General features: G+C 70.0%; 16 protein-coding genes. 10 read left to right on the top strand and 6 right to left on the bottom strand.

Features of this window, described 5'->3' with window-relative positions; genetic code table 11:
• Positions 1-293 precede the first annotated feature (293 nt).
• Positions 294-1,121, top strand: coding sequence for an alpha/beta hydrolase fold domain-containing protein (locus ACFZAT_RS32875; RefSeq protein WP_391269518.1), 828 nt, complete (start codon positions 294-296; stop codon positions 1,119-1,121).
• An 85-nt stretch (positions 1,122-1,206) separates the two neighbouring features.
• On the opposite strand, the gene ACFZAT_RS32870 is transcribed toward ACFZAT_RS32875, so the two are convergent.
• Positions 1,207-2,145: a LysR substrate-binding domain-containing protein gene (locus tag ACFZAT_RS32870; RefSeq protein ID WP_391269516.1), complete on the bottom strand. Its 939-nt coding sequence runs from the start codon at positions 2,143-2,145 to the stop codon at positions 1,207-1,209.
• A 487-nt stretch (positions 2,146-2,632) separates the two neighbouring features.
• On the opposite strand from ACFZAT_RS32870, the gene ACFZAT_RS32865 reads away from it, so the two are divergent.
• The 4 genes from ACFZAT_RS32865 (at position 2,633) to ACFZAT_RS32850 (ending at position 6,800) form a co-directional block, all read left to right on the top strand.
• Positions 2,633-4,024 (top strand): MFS transporter, encoded by a 1,392-nt coding sequence (locus ACFZAT_RS32865; RefSeq protein ID WP_391269515.1) that lies wholly within the window; start codon positions 2,633-2,635, stop codon positions 4,022-4,024.
• Positions 4,021-4,977, top strand: coding sequence for an alcohol dehydrogenase catalytic domain-containing protein (locus ACFZAT_RS32860; RefSeq protein WP_391269513.1), 957 nt, complete (start codon positions 4,021-4,023; stop codon positions 4,975-4,977). Before ACFZAT_RS32865 ends, ACFZAT_RS32860 begins: the two co-directional genes overlap by 4 nt.
• A 390-nt stretch (positions 4,978-5,367) precedes the next feature.
• Positions 5,368-5,664 (top strand): hypothetical protein, encoded by a 297-nt coding sequence (locus ACFZAT_RS32855; protein WP_391269511.1) that lies wholly within the window; start codon positions 5,368-5,370, stop codon positions 5,662-5,664.
• 194 nt (positions 5,665-5,858) lie between these two features.
• The gene (locus ACFZAT_RS32850) at positions 5,859-6,800 is read left to right on the top strand and encodes a hypothetical protein (protein ID WP_391269509.1); all 942 of its coding nucleotides are present in this window, start codon (positions 5,859-5,861) and stop codon (positions 6,798-6,800) included.
• A 663-nt stretch (positions 6,801-7,463) separates the two neighbouring features.
• On the opposite strand, the gene ACFZAT_RS32845 is transcribed toward ACFZAT_RS32850, so the two are convergent.
• On the bottom strand, positions 7,464-7,991 hold the full coding sequence (locus tag ACFZAT_RS32845) for a MarR family transcriptional regulator (protein ID WP_391269507.1): 528 nt from the start codon (positions 7,989-7,991) through the stop codon (positions 7,464-7,466).
• Between the two features lie 92 nt (positions 7,992-8,083).
• Here ACFZAT_RS32845 and ACFZAT_RS32840 point away from each other — a divergent pair, with 92 nt between their 5' ends.
• Both ACFZAT_RS32840 and ACFZAT_RS32835 read left to right on the top strand, forming a co-directional pair.
• A complete protein-coding gene (locus ACFZAT_RS32840; RefSeq protein ID WP_391269505.1) occupies positions 8,084-9,109 on the top strand; it encodes a zinc-binding dehydrogenase in 1,026 nt (341 codons plus the stop codon).
• 586 nt (positions 9,110-9,695) lie between these two features.
• Complete coding sequence (locus tag ACFZAT_RS32835) at positions 9,696-11,159, top strand: hypothetical protein (RefSeq protein ID WP_391269503.1); 1,464 nt, start codon at positions 9,696-9,698, stop codon at positions 11,157-11,159.
• 484 nt (positions 11,160-11,643) lie between these two features.
• On the opposite strand, the gene ACFZAT_RS32830 is transcribed toward ACFZAT_RS32835, so the two are convergent.
• Entirely contained in the window at positions 11,644-12,546 is a 903-nt protein-coding gene (locus ACFZAT_RS32830; protein ID WP_391269501.1) for a LysR substrate-binding domain-containing protein, read from the bottom strand.
• Between the two features lie 126 nt (positions 12,547-12,672).
• Between ACFZAT_RS32830 and ACFZAT_RS32825 the strand changes: the two genes are divergently transcribed.
• The 3 genes from ACFZAT_RS32825 to ACFZAT_RS32815 all read left to right on the top strand — a co-directional run bounded on the left by ACFZAT_RS32825 (position 12,673) and on the right by ACFZAT_RS32815 (position 15,747).
• Positions 12,673-13,059, top strand: coding sequence for a VOC family protein (locus tag ACFZAT_RS32825; RefSeq protein ID WP_391269499.1), 387 nt, complete (start codon positions 12,673-12,675; stop codon positions 13,057-13,059).
• A gap of 367 nt (positions 13,060-13,426) precedes the next feature.
• Entirely contained in the window at positions 13,427-14,566 is a 1,140-nt protein-coding gene (locus tag ACFZAT_RS32820) for a serine hydrolase (RefSeq protein WP_391269498.1), read from the top strand.
• Positions 14,567-15,030: 464 nt separating this feature from the next.
• A complete protein-coding gene (locus tag ACFZAT_RS32815) occupies positions 15,031-15,747 on the top strand; it encodes a hypothetical protein (RefSeq protein WP_391269497.1) in 717 nt (238 codons plus the stop codon).
• Between the two features lie 151 nt (positions 15,748-15,898).
• Here the strand turns inward: ACFZAT_RS32815 and ACFZAT_RS32810 are convergent, their stop codons facing one another.
• The 3 genes from ACFZAT_RS32810 to ACFZAT_RS32800 form a co-directional block, all read right to left on the bottom strand.
• Positions 15,899-16,030, bottom strand: a complete 132-nt coding sequence (locus ACFZAT_RS32810) for a hypothetical protein (protein WP_391269495.1) — start codon at positions 16,028-16,030, stop codon at positions 15,899-15,901.
• 85 nt (positions 16,031-16,115) lie between these two features.
• Positions 16,116-17,273, bottom strand: coding sequence for an aromatic acid exporter family protein (locus tag ACFZAT_RS32805; protein WP_391269494.1), 1,158 nt, complete (start codon positions 17,271-17,273; stop codon positions 16,116-16,118).
• 58 nt (positions 17,274-17,331) lie between these two features.
• The gene (locus ACFZAT_RS32800) at positions 17,332-17,535 is read right to left on the bottom strand and encodes a DUF5709 domain-containing protein (protein WP_391269492.1); all 204 of its coding nucleotides are present in this window, start codon (positions 17,533-17,535) and stop codon (positions 17,332-17,334) included.
• Positions 17,536-17,589 lie beyond the last annotated feature (54 nt).

Below are 17,589 nucleotides of genomic sequence, written 5' to 3'. Positions count from 1 at the left end.
CACCTCGCGGCGTTGCCGAAACGCCCCAATAGCTCCGCTATCACGACGCTCCGGCGCCTTGCGATGCACCGCACCAGACGCCGCGGCCTGATCCGGCCCTGATCGACAAGACACCCCCTAGGGCCGAAGCCTAGGGTCGGCGTACACGTGAACATGGCTCCGGCACCGCGTCTGCGGCGTTGTCATCCCTCACCCAGGGTTCATTCCCCAAGCTCTCGGGCGCTGTTCTGTTGGCTGGGCCTGTGTCGTAACCTGGCAGCCCTTTGACCGGCCCTGTCGGAGAGCTGACGCGCATGCTGCCGCCTGACTTGCTGAACCAGTTGCGTGACGGTGCCCGCGAGCGGCGCCTGTCCCGTCCCAGGGGACCCGAGCTGGCGTCGGTGGAGGATCTGACCGGGCCCGGTGGAGTGCCGCTGCGGCGGTACCGCCCCGGCGGTCCCGGACTGCCGCTGGTGGTTTTCCTGCACGGCGGGGGCTTCGTCTTCTGTGATCTGGAGACTCATGACCGTACCTGTCGGCGCATCGCAGAAGCCTGCGACGTCGATGTGCTTGCCGTCGACTACCGCCTGGCTCCGGAGCATCCACACCCCGCAGCGCTGGACGATGCAGTCGCGGTGCTGGCCTGGGCGCGGCCGGACGCGGTCGCGGGCGACAGCGCCGGCGGCTTCCTCGCGGCCGCTGCCTGCCTGGCTCTGCGGGACACCGGCGGCCCGCTGCCCAGCCTCCAAGCCCTGATCTGCCCCAACACCGACCTGACGCTCAGTCGTCCGTCGATCATCGAGAAGGGCACCGGATACGGGCTTGACGCCAGTGTGCTGGCCTTCTTCGCCGCCTCCTACGTCCCTGACCCGGCAGCCCGCGCCGCGGTGAGCCCGCTGCACGCCCCCGACCTCGCGGGCCTGCCGCCGGCACTGATCGTCACAGCGGAGCACGATGCGCTGCGCGACGAGGGCGAGGCATACGCCGAGCGCCTCGCGGCCGCGGGTGTTCCCGTTCGCCTGCGCCGCGAAGCCGGCCTCCCGCACGGTTTCATCCAGGGCATGGACCTTACCGACGAGTTCGCCGCTGCCGCCCACACTCGTTTCTTCACCGATCTGCGCGAACTCGTCGGAGTGTCGTGAAAGGCGCCCAGCCGCTGCGAGACGACGGACACAGCGCCGGGCTTTACGGTCGAACGGCGGCGGCACGCCATGGGGTAGGCGTCACTCAGTGGAGTGGGCCTGGCCGTCGGGCCGAGGGCGGGATGGGACGCGAACCGGTTTCCCTGCTTGCTGCTTCAACGATTGCCCGTACGAACGCGCGCACCTTCGGAGTATTGCCGGTGTTCGACCAGAAGAGGCCGTACTCGACCGGTGGTGCATCGCGGAAGGGGACGTAGACGATGTCCGGCCGGGAATAGTAGTGCGCGGCTCGTGCGGAGGCGGGGGAGACACCTTTCCCCGCGCCGACGAGAGCGAGCACGCCCTGCCAGGTGGTGGTGGACGGACCGCGTGGGATGTGCCGGCCCCGGGGGGTGCGATGGGGGTAGTGGTGGTCGAGGAAGTACTGGGGCTGTTCCGTAATGGTGATCAGCGGGGCATCTGCGAGATCCTCGACGGACACAGTGTCCCGTTCGGCGAAGGGGTGACCGGGAGGCACGGCCAGCACGCGGGGCTCGCGGAAGAGCACCGGCCCGCTGACGATGTCGGGTTCGTGGATGGGCAGCTCCACGAGTTGGAGGTCGCGGTTGCCGTTGCGTAAAGGGCTGAGCGGATCGCTCATGGGTGATTCGTGCATGTGGATCGGGCAGTTGGGATGGCGGGTGCGGAAGTCGTCGGCGGCCGCCACGATGAGATTGCCGGACCATGCGCCGGCGAATCCGATGTGGAGTTCCCCGGTGATTGCCTGACCGGCGGCAGCCGCGGTGGCCAGCGCCTCTTGGATCTGCCGGTATCCGACTGTGAGATCGTCCCTCAACCGCGATCCGACAGGCGTCAGTTGCACATGGTGGCTGGTCCGCTTGAACAGTTCGGCGCCGAGGATGCGCTCCTGCCTCTTGATCGCCTGACTGATCCGGGCCGGGGTCACGTGCAGCCGTTCTGCGGTTCGGCCGAAGTGGAGTTCCTGCGCGAGGGTCAGAAAGATCTCGATGTCCCTGAGTTCCACGGCCCCCACGCTCATTGCGTCTCCACGACTGCGTTAACCGTAGCGTTAACGCGCCTTGCTGGAACAGTCGTTGCCGGGATTCCGTGCTGAGCGGATGCTGTCCGTTGTGGTGACCAGGTGTGGCAGGCCCGCACCGGTTCGTGTCTGACCCGCAACGGCAGGAGGAGTATGGGAGCACGGCGAGTACCGGGCGCGAAGACGGTCTGGTCCGACAGCCTGACCCGACACGGCGTTGTCGTGCGGTCGCGTACCCGTTGCTCGATTCCCCCGGCCGACTGTGGGTCCACCTAGCGTGCGTACACGGCCGAACATGTCGTCCCTGCTGTTCCCCTCCCCATGAAGCTGCGGTGTTCCCGGTTCCCGGTGCCGCAGCCGGAAGGTCCCCTCGTTGCGGATGCGTCACCGAACACGTGCCCGCACTCTGTGCGCCGGCCCGGGAGCCCCGGTCGGGACGGTTGGCCGGCCGTGCAGAGAAGACATCCCCCGCGTGACAGAGATCCCGGCCCGTACCCACACTGAATCGGAGACCACCACTGTGACCACAGACGTCGACCCACCCGCTCCTCCACCGGCTCGGAAGAGCCGCGCAGCGCTGGCGGCACTCGCGCTCGGCGCGTTCGTGATCGGCACTGCCGAACTCATCGTTGTGGGCGTCCTGCACCTGATCGCCGACGACTTGGACATCACGGTCGGATCCGCAGGCCTGCTGGTGACCGCCTACGCGCTGGGCATCGCTCTCGGCGGCCCGGTCGTCACGGCTCTGACCATCCGCGTGGAGCGACGCCCGCTGCTGGTGCTGACCCTGCTGGTGTTCCTCGGCGGCAATCTGCTGGCCCTCCTGGCTACTGTTTTCGGTCTGCTGCTGGCGGCCCGGGCGCTCACCGGCACTCTGCACGGCCTGTTCATCGGAGTGGCCACCGCCGTTGCCGCAGGACTGGTGCCCGCAGCTCGCCGCGGCCAGGCCGTCTCCATGGTCTTCGGCGGCATCGCTGTCTCCACCGTCCTGGGTGTCCCACTGGGGACGCTCGTCGGCCAGACCCTCGGCTGGCGAGCCGCGTTCGCCGGAATCATCGCCCTGAGCGTTCTGGCGCTCGTCGCCGTGATGCGCTATGTCCCGGCGGCCCCCCGCAGTGGCGGCGGCGGGCTCGGCGCGCAGGTCCGCTTCGCCTTCGCTCCGCGGGTACTGGCCGTTCTGGGCACCGGCATTCTGCTGATGGGCGGCCAGTTCACCGCCTTCACCTACCTCGCGCCGTTCCTGGAAGACGTCACCGGCATCCCTGGCGCCGCGGTGAGCGTGTTCCTGCTGATCTTCGGTGTCGCGAGCGCGGCCGGCACGTTCATCGGCGGGCGGCTCGCCGACCACAGCGCGTCCGTGACCCTGATCGTGGGCAGCACCGTGCTGGTACTCGCCCTCGTCCTGCTCCACCTCGGCGGTAGCCGGCCCGTGATGGTGGCCCTCGCGCTGGCGATGTGGGGGCTCGTCGGATTCGGCGTGGTGCCCTCCCTGCAACTGCGGGTCATCACACTCGCTGGGCCGGGCGGCGACCTCGCCGCGACGCTCGGTGCGTCGGCGGTCAACGCCGGCATAGCCGCCGGCTCCGCGGTGGGCGGGTGGGCGCTCGCGGCCTACGGTGTGGACGAGGTGCCGCTCGCCGCTCTCGTGGTGTGTGCGCTCGCCGTCCCTGCGACCGTCGCCATCCGGCAGTTGCGCCCACCCGCATACCCCGAGCGCTCCCTTGCCCAGCCCGACCCCAGGGACGTGAGGGACGCCTCGGCGGTGAAGGCCTCAGCGGATGGCCCGGTAGAGGCGGAGCCTGAACCCGCACCCGCCAGCCCCGCCGTCAACAGCACGTCCGAGGCCGCGGAGACCGGCCCGTGAGCGGCGTGCCGGAGATCATGCGCGCCATTCTTCTCGATGGTTACGGCCCCGCGGAGCGGCTCCGGCCCGCCGAACTGCGCGTCCCACGACCGAGGGAGGGCGAAATCCTCGTCCGGGTGCACGCGGCCGGAGTCAACCCCATCGACTGGGAGACCCGCTCCGGACGCGGTGTGCCCATCGACCGCTTTCCCGCCGTACTGGGCTGGGACATCTCGGGAACTGTCGTTGCCGTCGGCCCCGGAGTGGTGGACAAAGCGGAGAACGACCAGGTGTTCGGCATGCTGCGATTCCCGGCCCTGTCCGGAGGTTACGCACAGTACGTTGTCGCTTCGGCCAGTGATCTTGCGCTCAAGCCCTCAGGCGTCTCCCACACGGTGGCAGCCGCCTCCGCCCTGCCGGTCCTGACCGCCTGGCAGACGCTCTTCGAGCAGGCTGGTCGGTCATTGGCAGGTGCGCGAGTGCTGGTGCATGGTGCGGCGGGTGGTGTCGGGCAGGTGGCCGTACAGCTGGCGAAGCGCGCGGGTGCCGAGGTGATTGCCACCGCCTCCGCCCGTAATCACGGCCACCTGGCCGAGTTGGGTGCAGACCGTTTGCTCGACTACACCCGGGAGCCGATTGAGGAGAAGGCCGTTGGAATCGATGTGGCAGTGGATCCGCGTGGTGGTGCGGAGTTCGGCCGGGTGGCCGCCACGGTGCGACCAGGCGGGACCTTGGTGACGCTGAAGGGTGAACAGTGCGGACAGGCCGAGGTGGCGGCTGCCCGTGGCATCAGGATCGGCCGTACCAAGGTCCGTCCCGATGCCGGCGTCCTGGGTCGCGCGGCTGCTCTCCTGGAATCCGGTGCCCTCCGCACGGAGATCGCTGCCGTCCTGTCCCTTGACCAGGCTGCGGCAGCCCATGAGCTGGGGGAGCGCGGTGGTGTTCGCGGGCGAATCACCCTTGATGCGCTCTGAATGATCGCCTGCGAGCCACTCGGCCTGTGTACGGCAAGGCGCTTCCTCGTCCTCGGACCCGATCCCGTGGACTTGTTCGAAGACGCCCTGTCGCACGGTCGTGAGGTGGCCCCGGCCGAGCCGCACTGCGCGCCCACCGTCCGAGATCCTCGCCCTGGCACACGACTCGGGCCCGCCATGGTGAGCAGCGCCTCGCTGTGCCGGATCCAAGGCCGACGCACCGCCCGCAGGGTGGTGATGGAGTCTGAGGCGGTGGGTGCAACACACCTCGTCCGGGTCGGCCCCGGCGTTCATCGGCTGTCTCTGTTCGTGTGTACCCACTCGACAGGAACCCGCCCGAGCCCCCGCCCAGCCTGATCGATCTCACGCATCGGGGGTACATGGTGCCGCATGACCTCGAAGACTGAACGTATCCAGTTCCTGCGGAACGCACGGCAACTGCGCCGTGTTCGCTCCTTCTACGCCGCAGCCGTTCCGCTCTGGACGGTATCCGCCCTCTGGACCGGCTGGCAGGCCCCGGGAAGCCGTCAGATGTGGGTCTCCGTCCTTCTCCTGGCCGTCTTCACCGCACTGCTTGCCACAGCGACTTTCGCCCAGCGGCGCCTGGCCACTCCCGAAACAGGCCGGCCCGCACACCACGCGGCCCCGCACAAACTGCCGGGCACCCGCCACCACGTCCACGCCTGAGAACCTGTCACACGCGGACCCTGGCCATACCGGCGCAGACCGCACAGGCTCTCCAGGCCCGGGTACGCCGCGCACGCGCCGGAGCAGTCTTCGCGAGCGGGTCCTTGTTACGGGGGCAGATCCACCGTCGGGACAGCTGACCGAGCGGTTGCTAGTGTCACCTGATGGGCTGCTGGTCTGCGTATCTCGTTCGCTTGGAGGATGGCTCCGCGCGGGAGTTGCAGGAGAAGTATGGCCGGTGGCATCTGGCCGGCGCCGAGGACCGTGCTTCTCTGGTGAAGCGGGTCCTGTGCGAGGGCAGGCCCGTCATCGGGGATCCGAAGACGGCGCGGTCTTGCCAGGGCATCGCCCTCGACCTGGTCACGCGCCGATACCGCTTTTACGGCTGTGCCCTGAAAGTGCCGTGCGCGGGCGCCGCGCACCGAGAGAGCATGGCTCTGCACCTGGCGGGATTGCCGGGCTGGGAGGGCTGGGACGTCGCTCATGCCTGGGGTGGCGACGAGGAGCTTCGCCGCCTCGTCGTCCCCGGACCGCCGCCTGGACCCGTGGAGAACAACCCGGTCGAGGTCGACGTGGCCTCGCGCGACTACTGGTTCGTCGGCTGGGACCCGGAAGCCCGCACGATCACCGTTCGCCACGACGAATCGATCGCCGACACCCTTGCCGGCGCGACGTGCCTCGTCAGCGTCATCGACGACACGGCCCTTACCCACTGGCAATTGAACAACTCCATCGCCCCGCTACTAGCGCAGCAGGGGGAGCCCGTTGTTCGCGTCTTGGCCGCCGAGCCGCCCTACCCCCTGGCCGCCGAGGACGTCGTGACCGATGGCGCGGTCATCGACGTGCGCAAGCGTCGCCTCCGCTACTGGACTGCCGACGTCGTCCCGCCGGCATGCCTGGCACAGATGCGGGAGACCTGGCCGGGCTGGCAGGTCGAACGGCTGCCCTGGGGGCACCTGGGACACCTTGCCGCGATCGGAGAACGATCCGGCGAACTGAGCATGACGGATGCCGAACTGCTCGACGCCCGCTGGGGCGACGAGCTGATCACCCTCAGGAATCATGCCCGTGACGCCTTACCCGCCGAACCCCGTGAACTGATCGCACCCCAGGTTCTCGTGGTCGACCGATGGTAAGGATTCATGGGCCTGACACGCTGTCGGCGGCCGGCACCGCCAGACCCCGACGGCCGCTCCGGTCGGCGCGGCGCCACCTGCGTCCCTCCGCCCGGCGCCGCCGGAACAGCGCCCCTGCGGGTCACCGAGCACGGCGGTGAGCGGCAGGAGGAGACCTGCGCCGACATGATCGCCGCCACAGCCGGAATCATCCTCGGCCGACGGGGCCGCGAAGCCCTCGTCGCCGTCCTGCGGGGCATCGGCCATACCCCGCAGGACGACGGGGTGGCGGCAATGCTTCACCCCGAGCTGCTTGAGCGATGCCGCGCCTCGGCGATCCGGGCGTACGCCGCCTGCATCGTCGACCCAGTTCGCCACGACGGCATGGGTGGCGGCCACCGGCGCATGGGTGACGGCGGTGACTTCGAGATAGCCTTGGCGCCGTCGACGCCCTCGCCGTGGTGTACGCAGTGCGCGGCGCCTACGCCCGCCACCGCGTGCCCGCCGCTACCGCGCCTACGCTCTGCGCGGCCCGTCCGCATCAACCCGGCATCCGCGCGACAACGGGGCCCAGCCCGTGCTGCGCCCCCTTGCGCTCGTATCGGATGGTGAGGCGGCTCGGCGGTGGCCCCGGGAGCCGGGCGATGGAGCGTTCGATCTTGCGGCGGTGCCGGGAGCGAGTGGTCAACGGGCGGGCTCCGGCCCCGGGTCGGCGCCCGCAGCGGCGGAGGCCCGGAGTGCGACGGCGTCCCCCGCGCCGCCACCGGCCACGAGGGCGCGCAGGAACCTGCGGACTTGCTCCAGGTCGTGTCCTGTCGCCGCCTCGGCGATCCGGGCGTGTAGCCGGCTCTCGACCACGGCGACGCCCTCGGCGGCGGTGCGGCCGGCTTCCGTGAGCGTCAGTTCAACGTGACGGCGGTCGTGACCGTCCACCTCGCGGTGTACGTACCCGGCTGTCACCAACCGGTCGACGAGTCGGCTGGGGTTGCTGCCGCTCTCGCAGACCAACAAGGCGCCGAGCCCTGAGAGGCTGAGCGGCTGGCGCCGGGCCAGGAGACTCAGCACCTCCCCCTGGGAAGGAGTAAGGCCCAACGGCCGCAGTTCCGAGGCGAGGGCGCGGTTTCCCTCGCGCTGCGCCGCAAGTACGAGCAGACGCACCTCCTCGACCGGCTCCATCCGGAATCCCTCCTCGTCGCTGTCTTCCTCTCGCATCACGTTACACGGCACCCATTGACGGAACATAGATGTCGTGTAATTTAATGTCGCATCATTCAATGAGTACGGACAAGATGAGGGTGGATCGCATGCAGGACATCGTCTTCCGTAAGGTCGTCGCGGAGCGGTTCGGTGGGCCCGGGGTGCTGCGCACAGTGACCGCGGCCCTTCCGACGCCACCGCCTGGGCACGCTCGCGTTCGGGTCCTGGCCGCAGGGGTCGGCTTCACCGACCTGATGGCCCGGTCCGGTGACTACCTGCTGCAACGCCGGGCACCGTTCACTCCGGGGTACGAACTCGCCGGCGAAATTGTGGACCTGAACCCGGTCGGCCCGACGCCGCCGGGGCTCGGCGCCGGGGTGGCCGTCGCCGCCGCACTCAGCGCAATGGGCGCCTACGCCGAGTACGTCACGCTGCCGCTGTGGCAGCTCGTGCCGCTGCCCGACGGGCTGGAGCCGGAGCTGGCCGCGGCCGTCCCGCTCGACCACCTCACCGCGCTGAGCCTGCTCGACACGCACGGGCGCGTCGGCCGCGGGGACGCCGTCCTGGTGCACGGCGCGAGCGGCGGCGTCGGGCAGGCCGTCGGGGCTCTGGGCCGGATGCGCGGCCTGCGGATGTACGGGACGGCGTCCGCTCAGGGCAGCCGCGAGGCGCTCGCCCGGCACGGCACGACGTTCATCGACTACCGGCATGAGGACTTCGAGGAGGTGCTGCGCGTACGCGAACCGGCGGGCATCCGCGCGGTGTTCGACCATATCGGTGGAGCCAACCTCGGCAAGGGCTACCGCGTACTGGGCCCAGGCGGAGTGCTCGTCAGCTACGCCTTCAGCGGGCGGCCCGGCCACATGGTCGGCGACACGGTGCGCGGGGCGGCGCGAGTGAAGCTCATGGGCCTGCGGCCGGGGCGGCGCACGGCGCTGAGCATGGTTCCGCGCGAAATCGCGGCGGACCACGACGGGTACCGCTCCGCCCTGGCGGGACTGCTCGCCATGGCCTCCCGCGGCGAGATCACTCCGCGCCTTGCCGCGGTCCGGCCCATGGAGGAGGCGGCGGACGTGCACGGCGCACTGGAGCGCCGGGAGATCAGCGGCAAGGTGGTCCTCGTGCCGCGGTGACCGCCGCGCGGTCACGGTGGCCCTCGGTCCCTCGACCCGGGTGGCCGGCACTTTGTCGTTCTTGAACTGGAACCAGCCTGGGAACGGCGCTGTGCACCGGGTCGTTCGGCAGCGATAGTGGAACCGTCCAGCTCCACGTCCATCAGGGCAAGTTGTGGGTCGGCGGCGACTTCACCGGGCGCGGCTGGGACTCCTGCGACCACCTGACCGCTCTGGGGGACCTGGGCGGACTGCTGAGTCGCCCGCATCCCCGGCCGGGTATGCACGAAGCGCCGCGCTCGGGCGCGACGTTTCACGAACCACGGCGGCCCGGCAGCCGATCGGCACCTCGGCGCCGGAACAGGTCAGCTCACCTTGTGGGCTCCACGTCTGCGAACTCATCAGCCGACTGAAGAGGTTTGGCGAACTGCCATGTACGCGCGGCTACTTGACCTTCTGATGTCGCTGATGTGGCTGTCATCAACGGGGTTGTCGGGGGTAGGAGCACGGCGCGTCACCACCGCGGGCCCAAGGTGTCGCGGGACGGCGTTTCCCTCCGCCCCGTACGCGACGGTCCGGACACCCTGCACTTATCGGAGGAGAACCAGTGCTCTCACGTCGGCACAGAATCGACACCAGCATCGATGCCAAGACCGAGACCCGCACGGTCACCCGGGCGCGCGCCCGTGCCACCGCGCGTCTCTGGGGTACTGCCGGCCTCACCCTCGCCTTGCTGACGCCGGTGGCTGCCGCGACTGCCGCCCCCTCCGGTGCGGACGCCGCGACCGCCCGACGGGCCGCTGCCGCTCAGCCCCGCGCTGCCTCCGCCGTCCTGCCGCTCGACGGCTACTCGGACATGGTCGTCGACGCCGTCCACAGCCGCCTCTTCTTCAGCGATCCCATTCGCGGCGCGGTCGTCGTCACCGATTTCAACGGCTCGGTGCTGAAGCAGGTGACCGGCCTGTCCGGGGCGGCGCAGCTGGCCCTGTCGGAGGACGCCGCCACCCTCTACGCGGCCCTGCCCGGCGCGGACACCGTCGCGGCCATCAGCACCACCACCCACGAGGTCGTCGCGCGGTATGCCACCGGCGCCGGCACCGCCCCGCGCACCCTCGCGGTCAGCGGTAAGCGCCTGTGGTTCGGCTACGGTGCCGAGGGCGACGGCGACATCGGCTCGGTCGACCCCACCACGGCACGCCCTGTTGTCACCCTGGGGCAGGCCACCGCGGACGGCTGGTACTCCGCACCGGCACTGGCCACCTCCGCTGCCGCCCCCGGCGTCCTGGTCGCCGGTGAGCGGGATGTCAGCCCAGCCACCTTCGCCGTGTACGACGTACGCACCGCCACTGCCCGCCGCACGGCCGAACGACGACTGCCCGACGCCGGCGACACCCAGGACCTGGCCTTCAGCGCCGATGGCAAGAACGTCGTCCTGGCCAGCGGCAGCCCCTACTACCATCAGGTGCTGCGCACCTCCGACCTCGCCGACGTGGGCCGCTACCCGGCCGCCGCCTACCCCAACGCGGTGGCCGTCGCCGCCGACGGAGCCGTCGCGGCCGGGGTGGACAGCAGATACGGCTCGGACGTCTTCATGTTCAAGCCGGGCGCCCGCGCCTCGCACGGCGTCTTCGAATTCGCCTCCGGTGACACCTCTCCGCTGCTGCTGCCCGCCGGCCTCGGCTGGGCGCCGGACAACCGGCGCCTCTTCGCCGTCACCCGGGAGACACGGCAGGGCGCACCGGTCGTCCTGCGAGTGCTGACCACCCCTGGGAAGGCCGCCACCGAGACCGTGCTGCACATACCCTCCACGACCCCCTCCGGTGCCCGCTCCCTGACCGGCCGTCTCGCCTCCGACCTCCCCTTCCCGGCCGGCACCACTGTCACCCTCACCCGCCTGGCCCCCGGCGCCACCAAGCCGGTGACGCTCCCGCCCACGACTCTCGCCGCCGACGAGACCTTCGCCCTCACCGACCGCGCCACCGTCCGCGGCTACGTCACCTACACCGCGTCGTTCGCCGGTGACGCCCTCCACCTGCCGTCCAGTACCAGCATCGAGGTCTACATCCGCTGACCGCTCACCTTCGAGGCGGAGGGGCCCACGCCCCCTGGCGACGCACCTGGCAGTGCCGGTCGTGACACGGCACTGCCAGGGTGCGGATCCGCCTCACCCCTTGTGCCGCTCAGGAATACGGGTTCCCGTACCGCTCACCCGTCCGGTCCGCGCCCTGGAGGTGGAGAGCCGTCCCCCTCGGGTACGAGCCCCAGTTCGCGTGCGCCGTGCGAGGGACAGCCGCAGCAGCGGGACGTGCTGGCCGCAACAGGCCGAGACCGACAAGGAACACGCGGCTGTGCCCGAACCGATCGGCGCCCCTTCCGCCGAAAGCAGGAGCGCCGCGAAGACGGTGCGGTACCCATGGACATCCCACTGGAGTGCGGACGACCCCGCGCCCCGCTGGCCCGGCCGGGCGGGACAGGGGGCGGCCCGGAGGCGCCGAGGGGCCTGGAGGGAACGCCCGGGGCCGTCCTCACCCACGATTCGGATCCCGCTGAGCCTGCTACAGCCCCGACAGGGCCGAGGACCCGGCCGTCTCCAGAAGGATCTCGATGAAGGCCTGTACTTTCGGGGTGCTGTTCGTGGCCGTCCACAGGAGGCCGTATTCGACCAGTGGTGCGTCGCTGAACGGTACGTAGACCACATCGGGGCGCGAGTAGTACTGGGCGGCTCGGGCGCACGTGGGGGAGACGCCTTTGCCGGAGCCGACCAGGGCGAGCACCTCCTGCCAAGCCGTCGTGGACGGACCGCGCGGAATGGGGCGTCCCAGGGGCGTGCGGTGTGGGTAGTGGTGGTCGAGGAAGTACTGGGGCTGACCCGTGACGGTGATCAGGGGGGCTTCTGCGAGGTCTTCGAGCGAGACGGTGTCCCGCCGGGCGAACGGGTGGCTGCGGGGAACGACGAGCGCACGGGGCTCGGAGAAGAGGACCGGTCCGTTGACGATGTCCGGCTCGTCGATGGGCAGTTCGACCAACTGGATGTCGTGCTTGCCGTTGCGCAAGGGGCCGACGGGATCGAGCAGAGGCGACTCGTGGATACGGACGAGGCAGTTGGGGTGGCGCGTACGGAAGACATCGGTCGCGGCTACGACAAGGGTGCCGCACCATGCCGCCGAGTAGGCCACGTCGAGTTCGCCGGTGATGCCCCGCCCGGCGGCCGCCGCAGCGGCCAGCGCTTCCTGGATCTGCTGGTAACCGGCGGCGAGGCCGTCCCGAAGGATCAATCCGGTGGGCGTGAGCTGGACGCTGCGGCTGGTCCGTTTGAACAGCTCGGCGCCGATGGCACGTTCCTGCTTCTTGATGGTCTGGCTGATCCGTGCCGGTGTGACGCGCATCCGCTCGGCCGTCCGGCCGAAGTGGAGCTCCTCAGCCAGCACCAGGAATATCTCTATCTCTCGCAGTTCCACGCCGTCCGCCTCCGTTTCGTGTACCGCCGGCTTAACGATCGTTGCAGGATACGGCCTTGATGACCCTCTTCCCGGACGTGAAGCTGGACCGCGTGAGCAGCCGATCCGGGGAAAGGGGACCAGCCCATGAACATCATCGGTTCGACCGTGGTACTGACCGTCGAAGATCCGGCTTCATCGGCCCGGTTCTTCGTCGGCCACCTTGGATTCCGTGAGGTACTGGTGGCTCAGGGAGCAACCCACCTCTCCCGCGACGACGCGGCCACCGACATCATCCTTCGTGGCAGCGCCGGCCCCGGAACCCCGCAACAGCATCCGCCCGCGCAGACGCGCGCGCTTGTTTCCTACACGGTGACCGGAATCCACGCCGAGTACGAGCGTCTGCGACGCGAAGGAGCACCGATCACCCTTCCGCTGCGCATGGAGCCCTGGGGGGAATGGCGTCTGCAACTCACCGACCCCAACGCGGTGGTGGTCCAGCTCGCGGAGTGGATTCCCCCGGCCGGAGCCTGACCGCCCTCCCGCCACACCCTGTCCGTGTACCGATAGCCGCCGCGCGGCCTGTGCCACTACGTCTGCTGTTCACGCATCGGCAGACGGGCACAAATCACTTCCGATCGAAAGACACGAACCATGCCTTCCATACGCATGCCTTCATCCGGGCAGGCAGCGCAACGATCACCCGCCGGGGCGAGAGGGGATGACCGGAGAGCGAGGCAGAGAGCTCTCCTGTCCCGGCGGTGCCAACGGCTCGCCGACACGGTGCGAAGCGCCCCGCCGCAGCAGAGCCGACCCCTGCGGCGATGACCGCGCCCCTGACTGCCCCGGCGCTGTCCCATCCGCTCAGACCCTTCCGATATTCCGACAGGAGCACACAGCCATGCCTTTCACCCCATCCGAAAACGACCGCCCGGAGCTGCAGAAGATCATCGACGGCATGATCGATGCCGGATTCACCGGCGTGGCCGTACGAGTGCAGGACGAGAGAGGCCCGTGGGAGGGCAGCGCCGGCCTGCGCGAGCTGGGCGAGACGGCGAAGCCGCCGACGGACGGGCACATCCGGATCGGCAGCAACACCAAGACGTTTGCCGCCACCGCGGCCCTCCGGCTGGTGGCCGAGGGGGCGATCGATCTGGACGCGCCCGCCGCCGAGTACCTTCCCGGCCTGGATATCGACCACGAGATCACCGTACGTATGCTCCTGCAGCACACCAGCGGGATCTTCAACTTCACCGGCGAGTACTACGACGACGGAACGTTTGCTCCGGGCATCGCCGCGACGACGGCAGGCCGTGAATGGGTGGACGACCGCTTCCGCACCTACCGGCCGGAGGAGCTCGTACGCCTGGCCCTGTCCAAGCCGGCCCGCTTCGAGCCGGGTACGGATTGGAGCTATTCCAACACCAACTACGTACTGGTCAGGTTGCTGATCGAGAGCGTCACCGGCAACTCGCTCGCCGACGAGATGGAGCGGCTGGTCCTGGGACCCCTCGGGCTGCGGGACACTTCGCTTCCGGAGACCGAAACCGGTCTAGCGGAGCCGCACGCGCACGGCTACTACCGCTACGAGGAAGACGGAGGTGAGGAGACGACGGTCGATGTCACCCGCCAGAACCCCTCGTGGATCTCCACCGGCGGCGACATGATCTCGACCACTCACGACCTTCACACCTTCATCTCCGCATTGACGGGCGGCAAACTCCTCTCGGCCCCGCTGCTGGCCGAGATGTTCCGGCCGCACCCCAAGGCCGGTTACGGCCTCGGCGTCTTCGTCCAGGACGTGGGCCCGGACGGTGGCAAGGTCATTACCCACAATGGGGGAATGGCAGGCCATGCGGCGCTGATGTACAGCACCCCGGACGGCGCCAAGACCCTCACCGCGGCGCTCAACTATGTGGACGACGCCTCGATGTCCATGGCCGCGGCATTCCAGCAGGCGACCGCGGCACTCGTGCAGGAAGTGTTTGGCGACGGCGAGGCCGAAATGACCACGACGAGCCCGTCGCCGACCGACGAGTGACCACCGTCAACGTGGGCAGCCCGGTGCGCAAACGCCCCGCTCCCAGGCCAACGCGGAGATACCGACCGCTTCCTCCTGAGCCGGAGTCGTGGCTCCCGACGCATCGTTCTGCCATGCGGGGGCGGTCCGATGCGGCGCCGGCCTCGGCCGGTGCAGGCTGATCTGCGGATCTCTCCGGACCGGTTCCCTGCCCCTGCCCCGTCGCAGAATGAGATGGGTTCAACGTGTGAGAGAGCCGGCGGGGGAGTAACTCGTCCGGTCAGCGGCGTTGCTCAAGCAGGCGCACACCGAGACGGCGTGCGGGCCGTGCGCCGATACAGTCAACGCCGCTGACCTCACCGGCGGATGCTGGGGATGCATGGCCGTACGCCGCAACGGTGACCAGCGCTCCGACGACGCGCACGATGACGCGGATTCGGGGCAGGGAACTGATCACGGAGCAGTCGGGGCGGATGGAGGAACGTATGACGAGGAGCCGGGCGGAGGCGAGGTTCAGGCATCCGCGTCATGAGCGGCGAGGTGAGGCGCGGCTGCCCGCCGTCGTGGCGACCCTCGTGGCGATCGTCCTCTACCTGGCTCTCCCGCAGCAGCTGCTGGTCGCTCCGCGGTTCGTGCTGCCCGGCCTGGAACTGTTGCTTCTCGTCCCTCTGGTGGCGATCAACCCCCGACGGCTGACCCGCCAGACCCAAACATTCCGCGTCCTGTCCCTGACCCTCGTGTTCGTGATCGCGGCCAGCAACATGACCGCACTGAGCATCCTGGTCCACGAACTGATCCACGCGGGGATCAAGGACGGCTCCGCGCTGCTCACAGCCGCCTTGCAGGTGTGGCTGACGAACATCATCGTGTTCGGGCTGGCCTTCTGGGAGCTGGACCGCGGCGGTCCCGTCGCCCGGACACAAGCCCCCCGGGACGAACTGCCCCTGGCGGACTTCCGTTTCTCCCAGGACGAGAACGACGACGCGGTCCAAGAGGTCGCCGACGGCGCGAGCGGCTCCTCGGACTGGGTGCCCACCCTCGTGGACTACCTGTACATCTCCGTGACGAACTCGACAGCCTTCAGCCCCACCGACACCATGCCGCTCTCCAGCCGCGCCAAGCTGCTGATGAGCATCGAGAGCATCGCCGCGCTGATGACGTCCCTGCTCGTCATCGCCCGCGCAGTCAGTGTCCTGCACTGACATCGCAAGGCCCGCCGCACCGGCATGCCGTGAGCCGGTCCGCCAGCATGCTCCGGTCGCAACGACACGCGGGTGCGCGAAGCGTTGAGCCATCGTGCACCGCACACCCGTCGCCGAACGCACCACAGGGCTGGCGCCCGGGCGCGCAGTTTCAGGCCGGGGCCGGGGGGTCGGACGCGCCGGGGCGTACGGCGCCGCCGGCCAGGTCGGGCACCCTCTCGAAGAAGAGCTCCTGGATGTGGACGTGGTCGTGGAACCACTCCAGGTGGCGCAGGTTGGGCACGGGTGTCCACCCGTACGGGCCTTCCCGGGACCGTCGGGGCGCCCCAGGACTGAGCGATGCGGTCCGTCCGTGTCATGCGTACGCCTCAGATCCGGCCGGTGCGGGCGCCGCCTGCGAGCCGCACCGAGTCGTCCTCGCCGGGTGTCAGGTCGTCCAGCAGCGCCTGGCAGCCGGCCACCAGGCTGCCGAGTGAGGCACCGGCGTCGGGGCCCGGCCCGCGCAGATGCCGCTTGGCCTCGGCCAGGGCGCGCCGGGCCCCGGTCAGAAGCTCGGCGCGCTCCTTCAGACATGCGTCGTCCGGCCCCTGCTCCATGATCGTCTCGTCGGAGGCGCAGACCTTCGACGCGGCGGCCAGCACGGTGCTCAGGTCCTCCAGGAACGGCCCGGACGGCCGGGGCAGCGCACGCCGCTCGGATGCGGTCTCCCAGAGCGTCAGCGTGATGGAGAGCAACTGGTTCACCACCTGCGCCCAGAGCATGTCCCACTGCTCGGAGGGCGAGGGGGTGCTCCGGCGCATCCGGTGCCCCGGGTTGAAGCGGAAGCTCTCCGTCGCCCAGCCGCGCGCCGCGCGGAGGTCCGAGAGCGCGCCGGGCAGCTCCCCGGCGGCCCGGTGCCAGCGCTCCGCCCGCTCCTCGTCGTACTCCTCGACCAGCCCCTCGCTCAGCTCGCGCAGCAGTCGTGAGCAGTCCCTCGGCAGCGCGCACGCGAGGGACCGCACGTGCAGCGAGTGCACCGGCGGCAGGACGAACGCGTTCACCGCGATCCCGACGACGGCTCCCACCACCGTTTCGAGCAGGCGGTGTCCGACGGCGGACAGCGAGTACGTCCCGTAGGCCAGGACGAACAGGGCGGTGGTGGGCGCGTACAGTCCCTGCTCACCGACCGGCAGCCAATTGCCGAGGAGCACGGTGAGCGGCAGGGCGATGAGCATGGCCGTCATGGTGTTGCCGGTGACCGCCGCCGCGCCCGCGGCCAGCAGGGTACCGGAGGCCATCATCGCGATCAGTTCGACCGCCGAGCGCAGCGAACGGTAGACGGTTCCCTGCACGAGGGCGACGGCCGCCCAGGGGGCCATCAGTGCCATCGGCGCCGCCAGCCACCACCCCGTGAGCGCCCAGGCGAGGGCGGCAGCGCCGGCGGCCTTCAGGGACTGCGCCAGCTGGTACCGGCCGGGGAGGCGTACATCGGAGGTCAGCGCCCCCAGCCGCTCCCGCACGGCCGCCGTCTTCTCGCTCCCCAGCACCCACAACCCTCCCTGTACGTCGCCGGGGCCGGTTCCGCCGCCACGCGTCCGGGCCCGGTCACCGCGGTCCGTCCTCCCGGCCTTGGTCATTTTCCTCGTCCCCGGTGTGCACGGTGTGCTCATCGGCCGAGGCCGCACTGCCGTCCAGGCCGACATCCTCGGCGTACACGTCGGTGCGGCGTCCGGTCTCGCAGGGGAAGCCGGCGGCAGCGAGTGCCGCCGCGGAGGATCGATACGCACGGGGACGGCTGCGCCTGAGCACGCGTACCCCGCGCCCCTGCCCGGACACGTGGGTTGACCCATCCGCTCCATCCGC

The organism is Streptomyces sp. NPDC008163 (assembly GCF_042956885.1).
GTDB lineage: Bacteria > Actinomycetota > Actinomycetes > Streptomycetales > Streptomycetaceae > Streptomyces > Streptomyces drozdowiczii_A.
The sequence above is the reverse complement of the archived record's forward strand: the minus strand, read 5'-3'. Positions and strand labels throughout refer to the sequence as shown.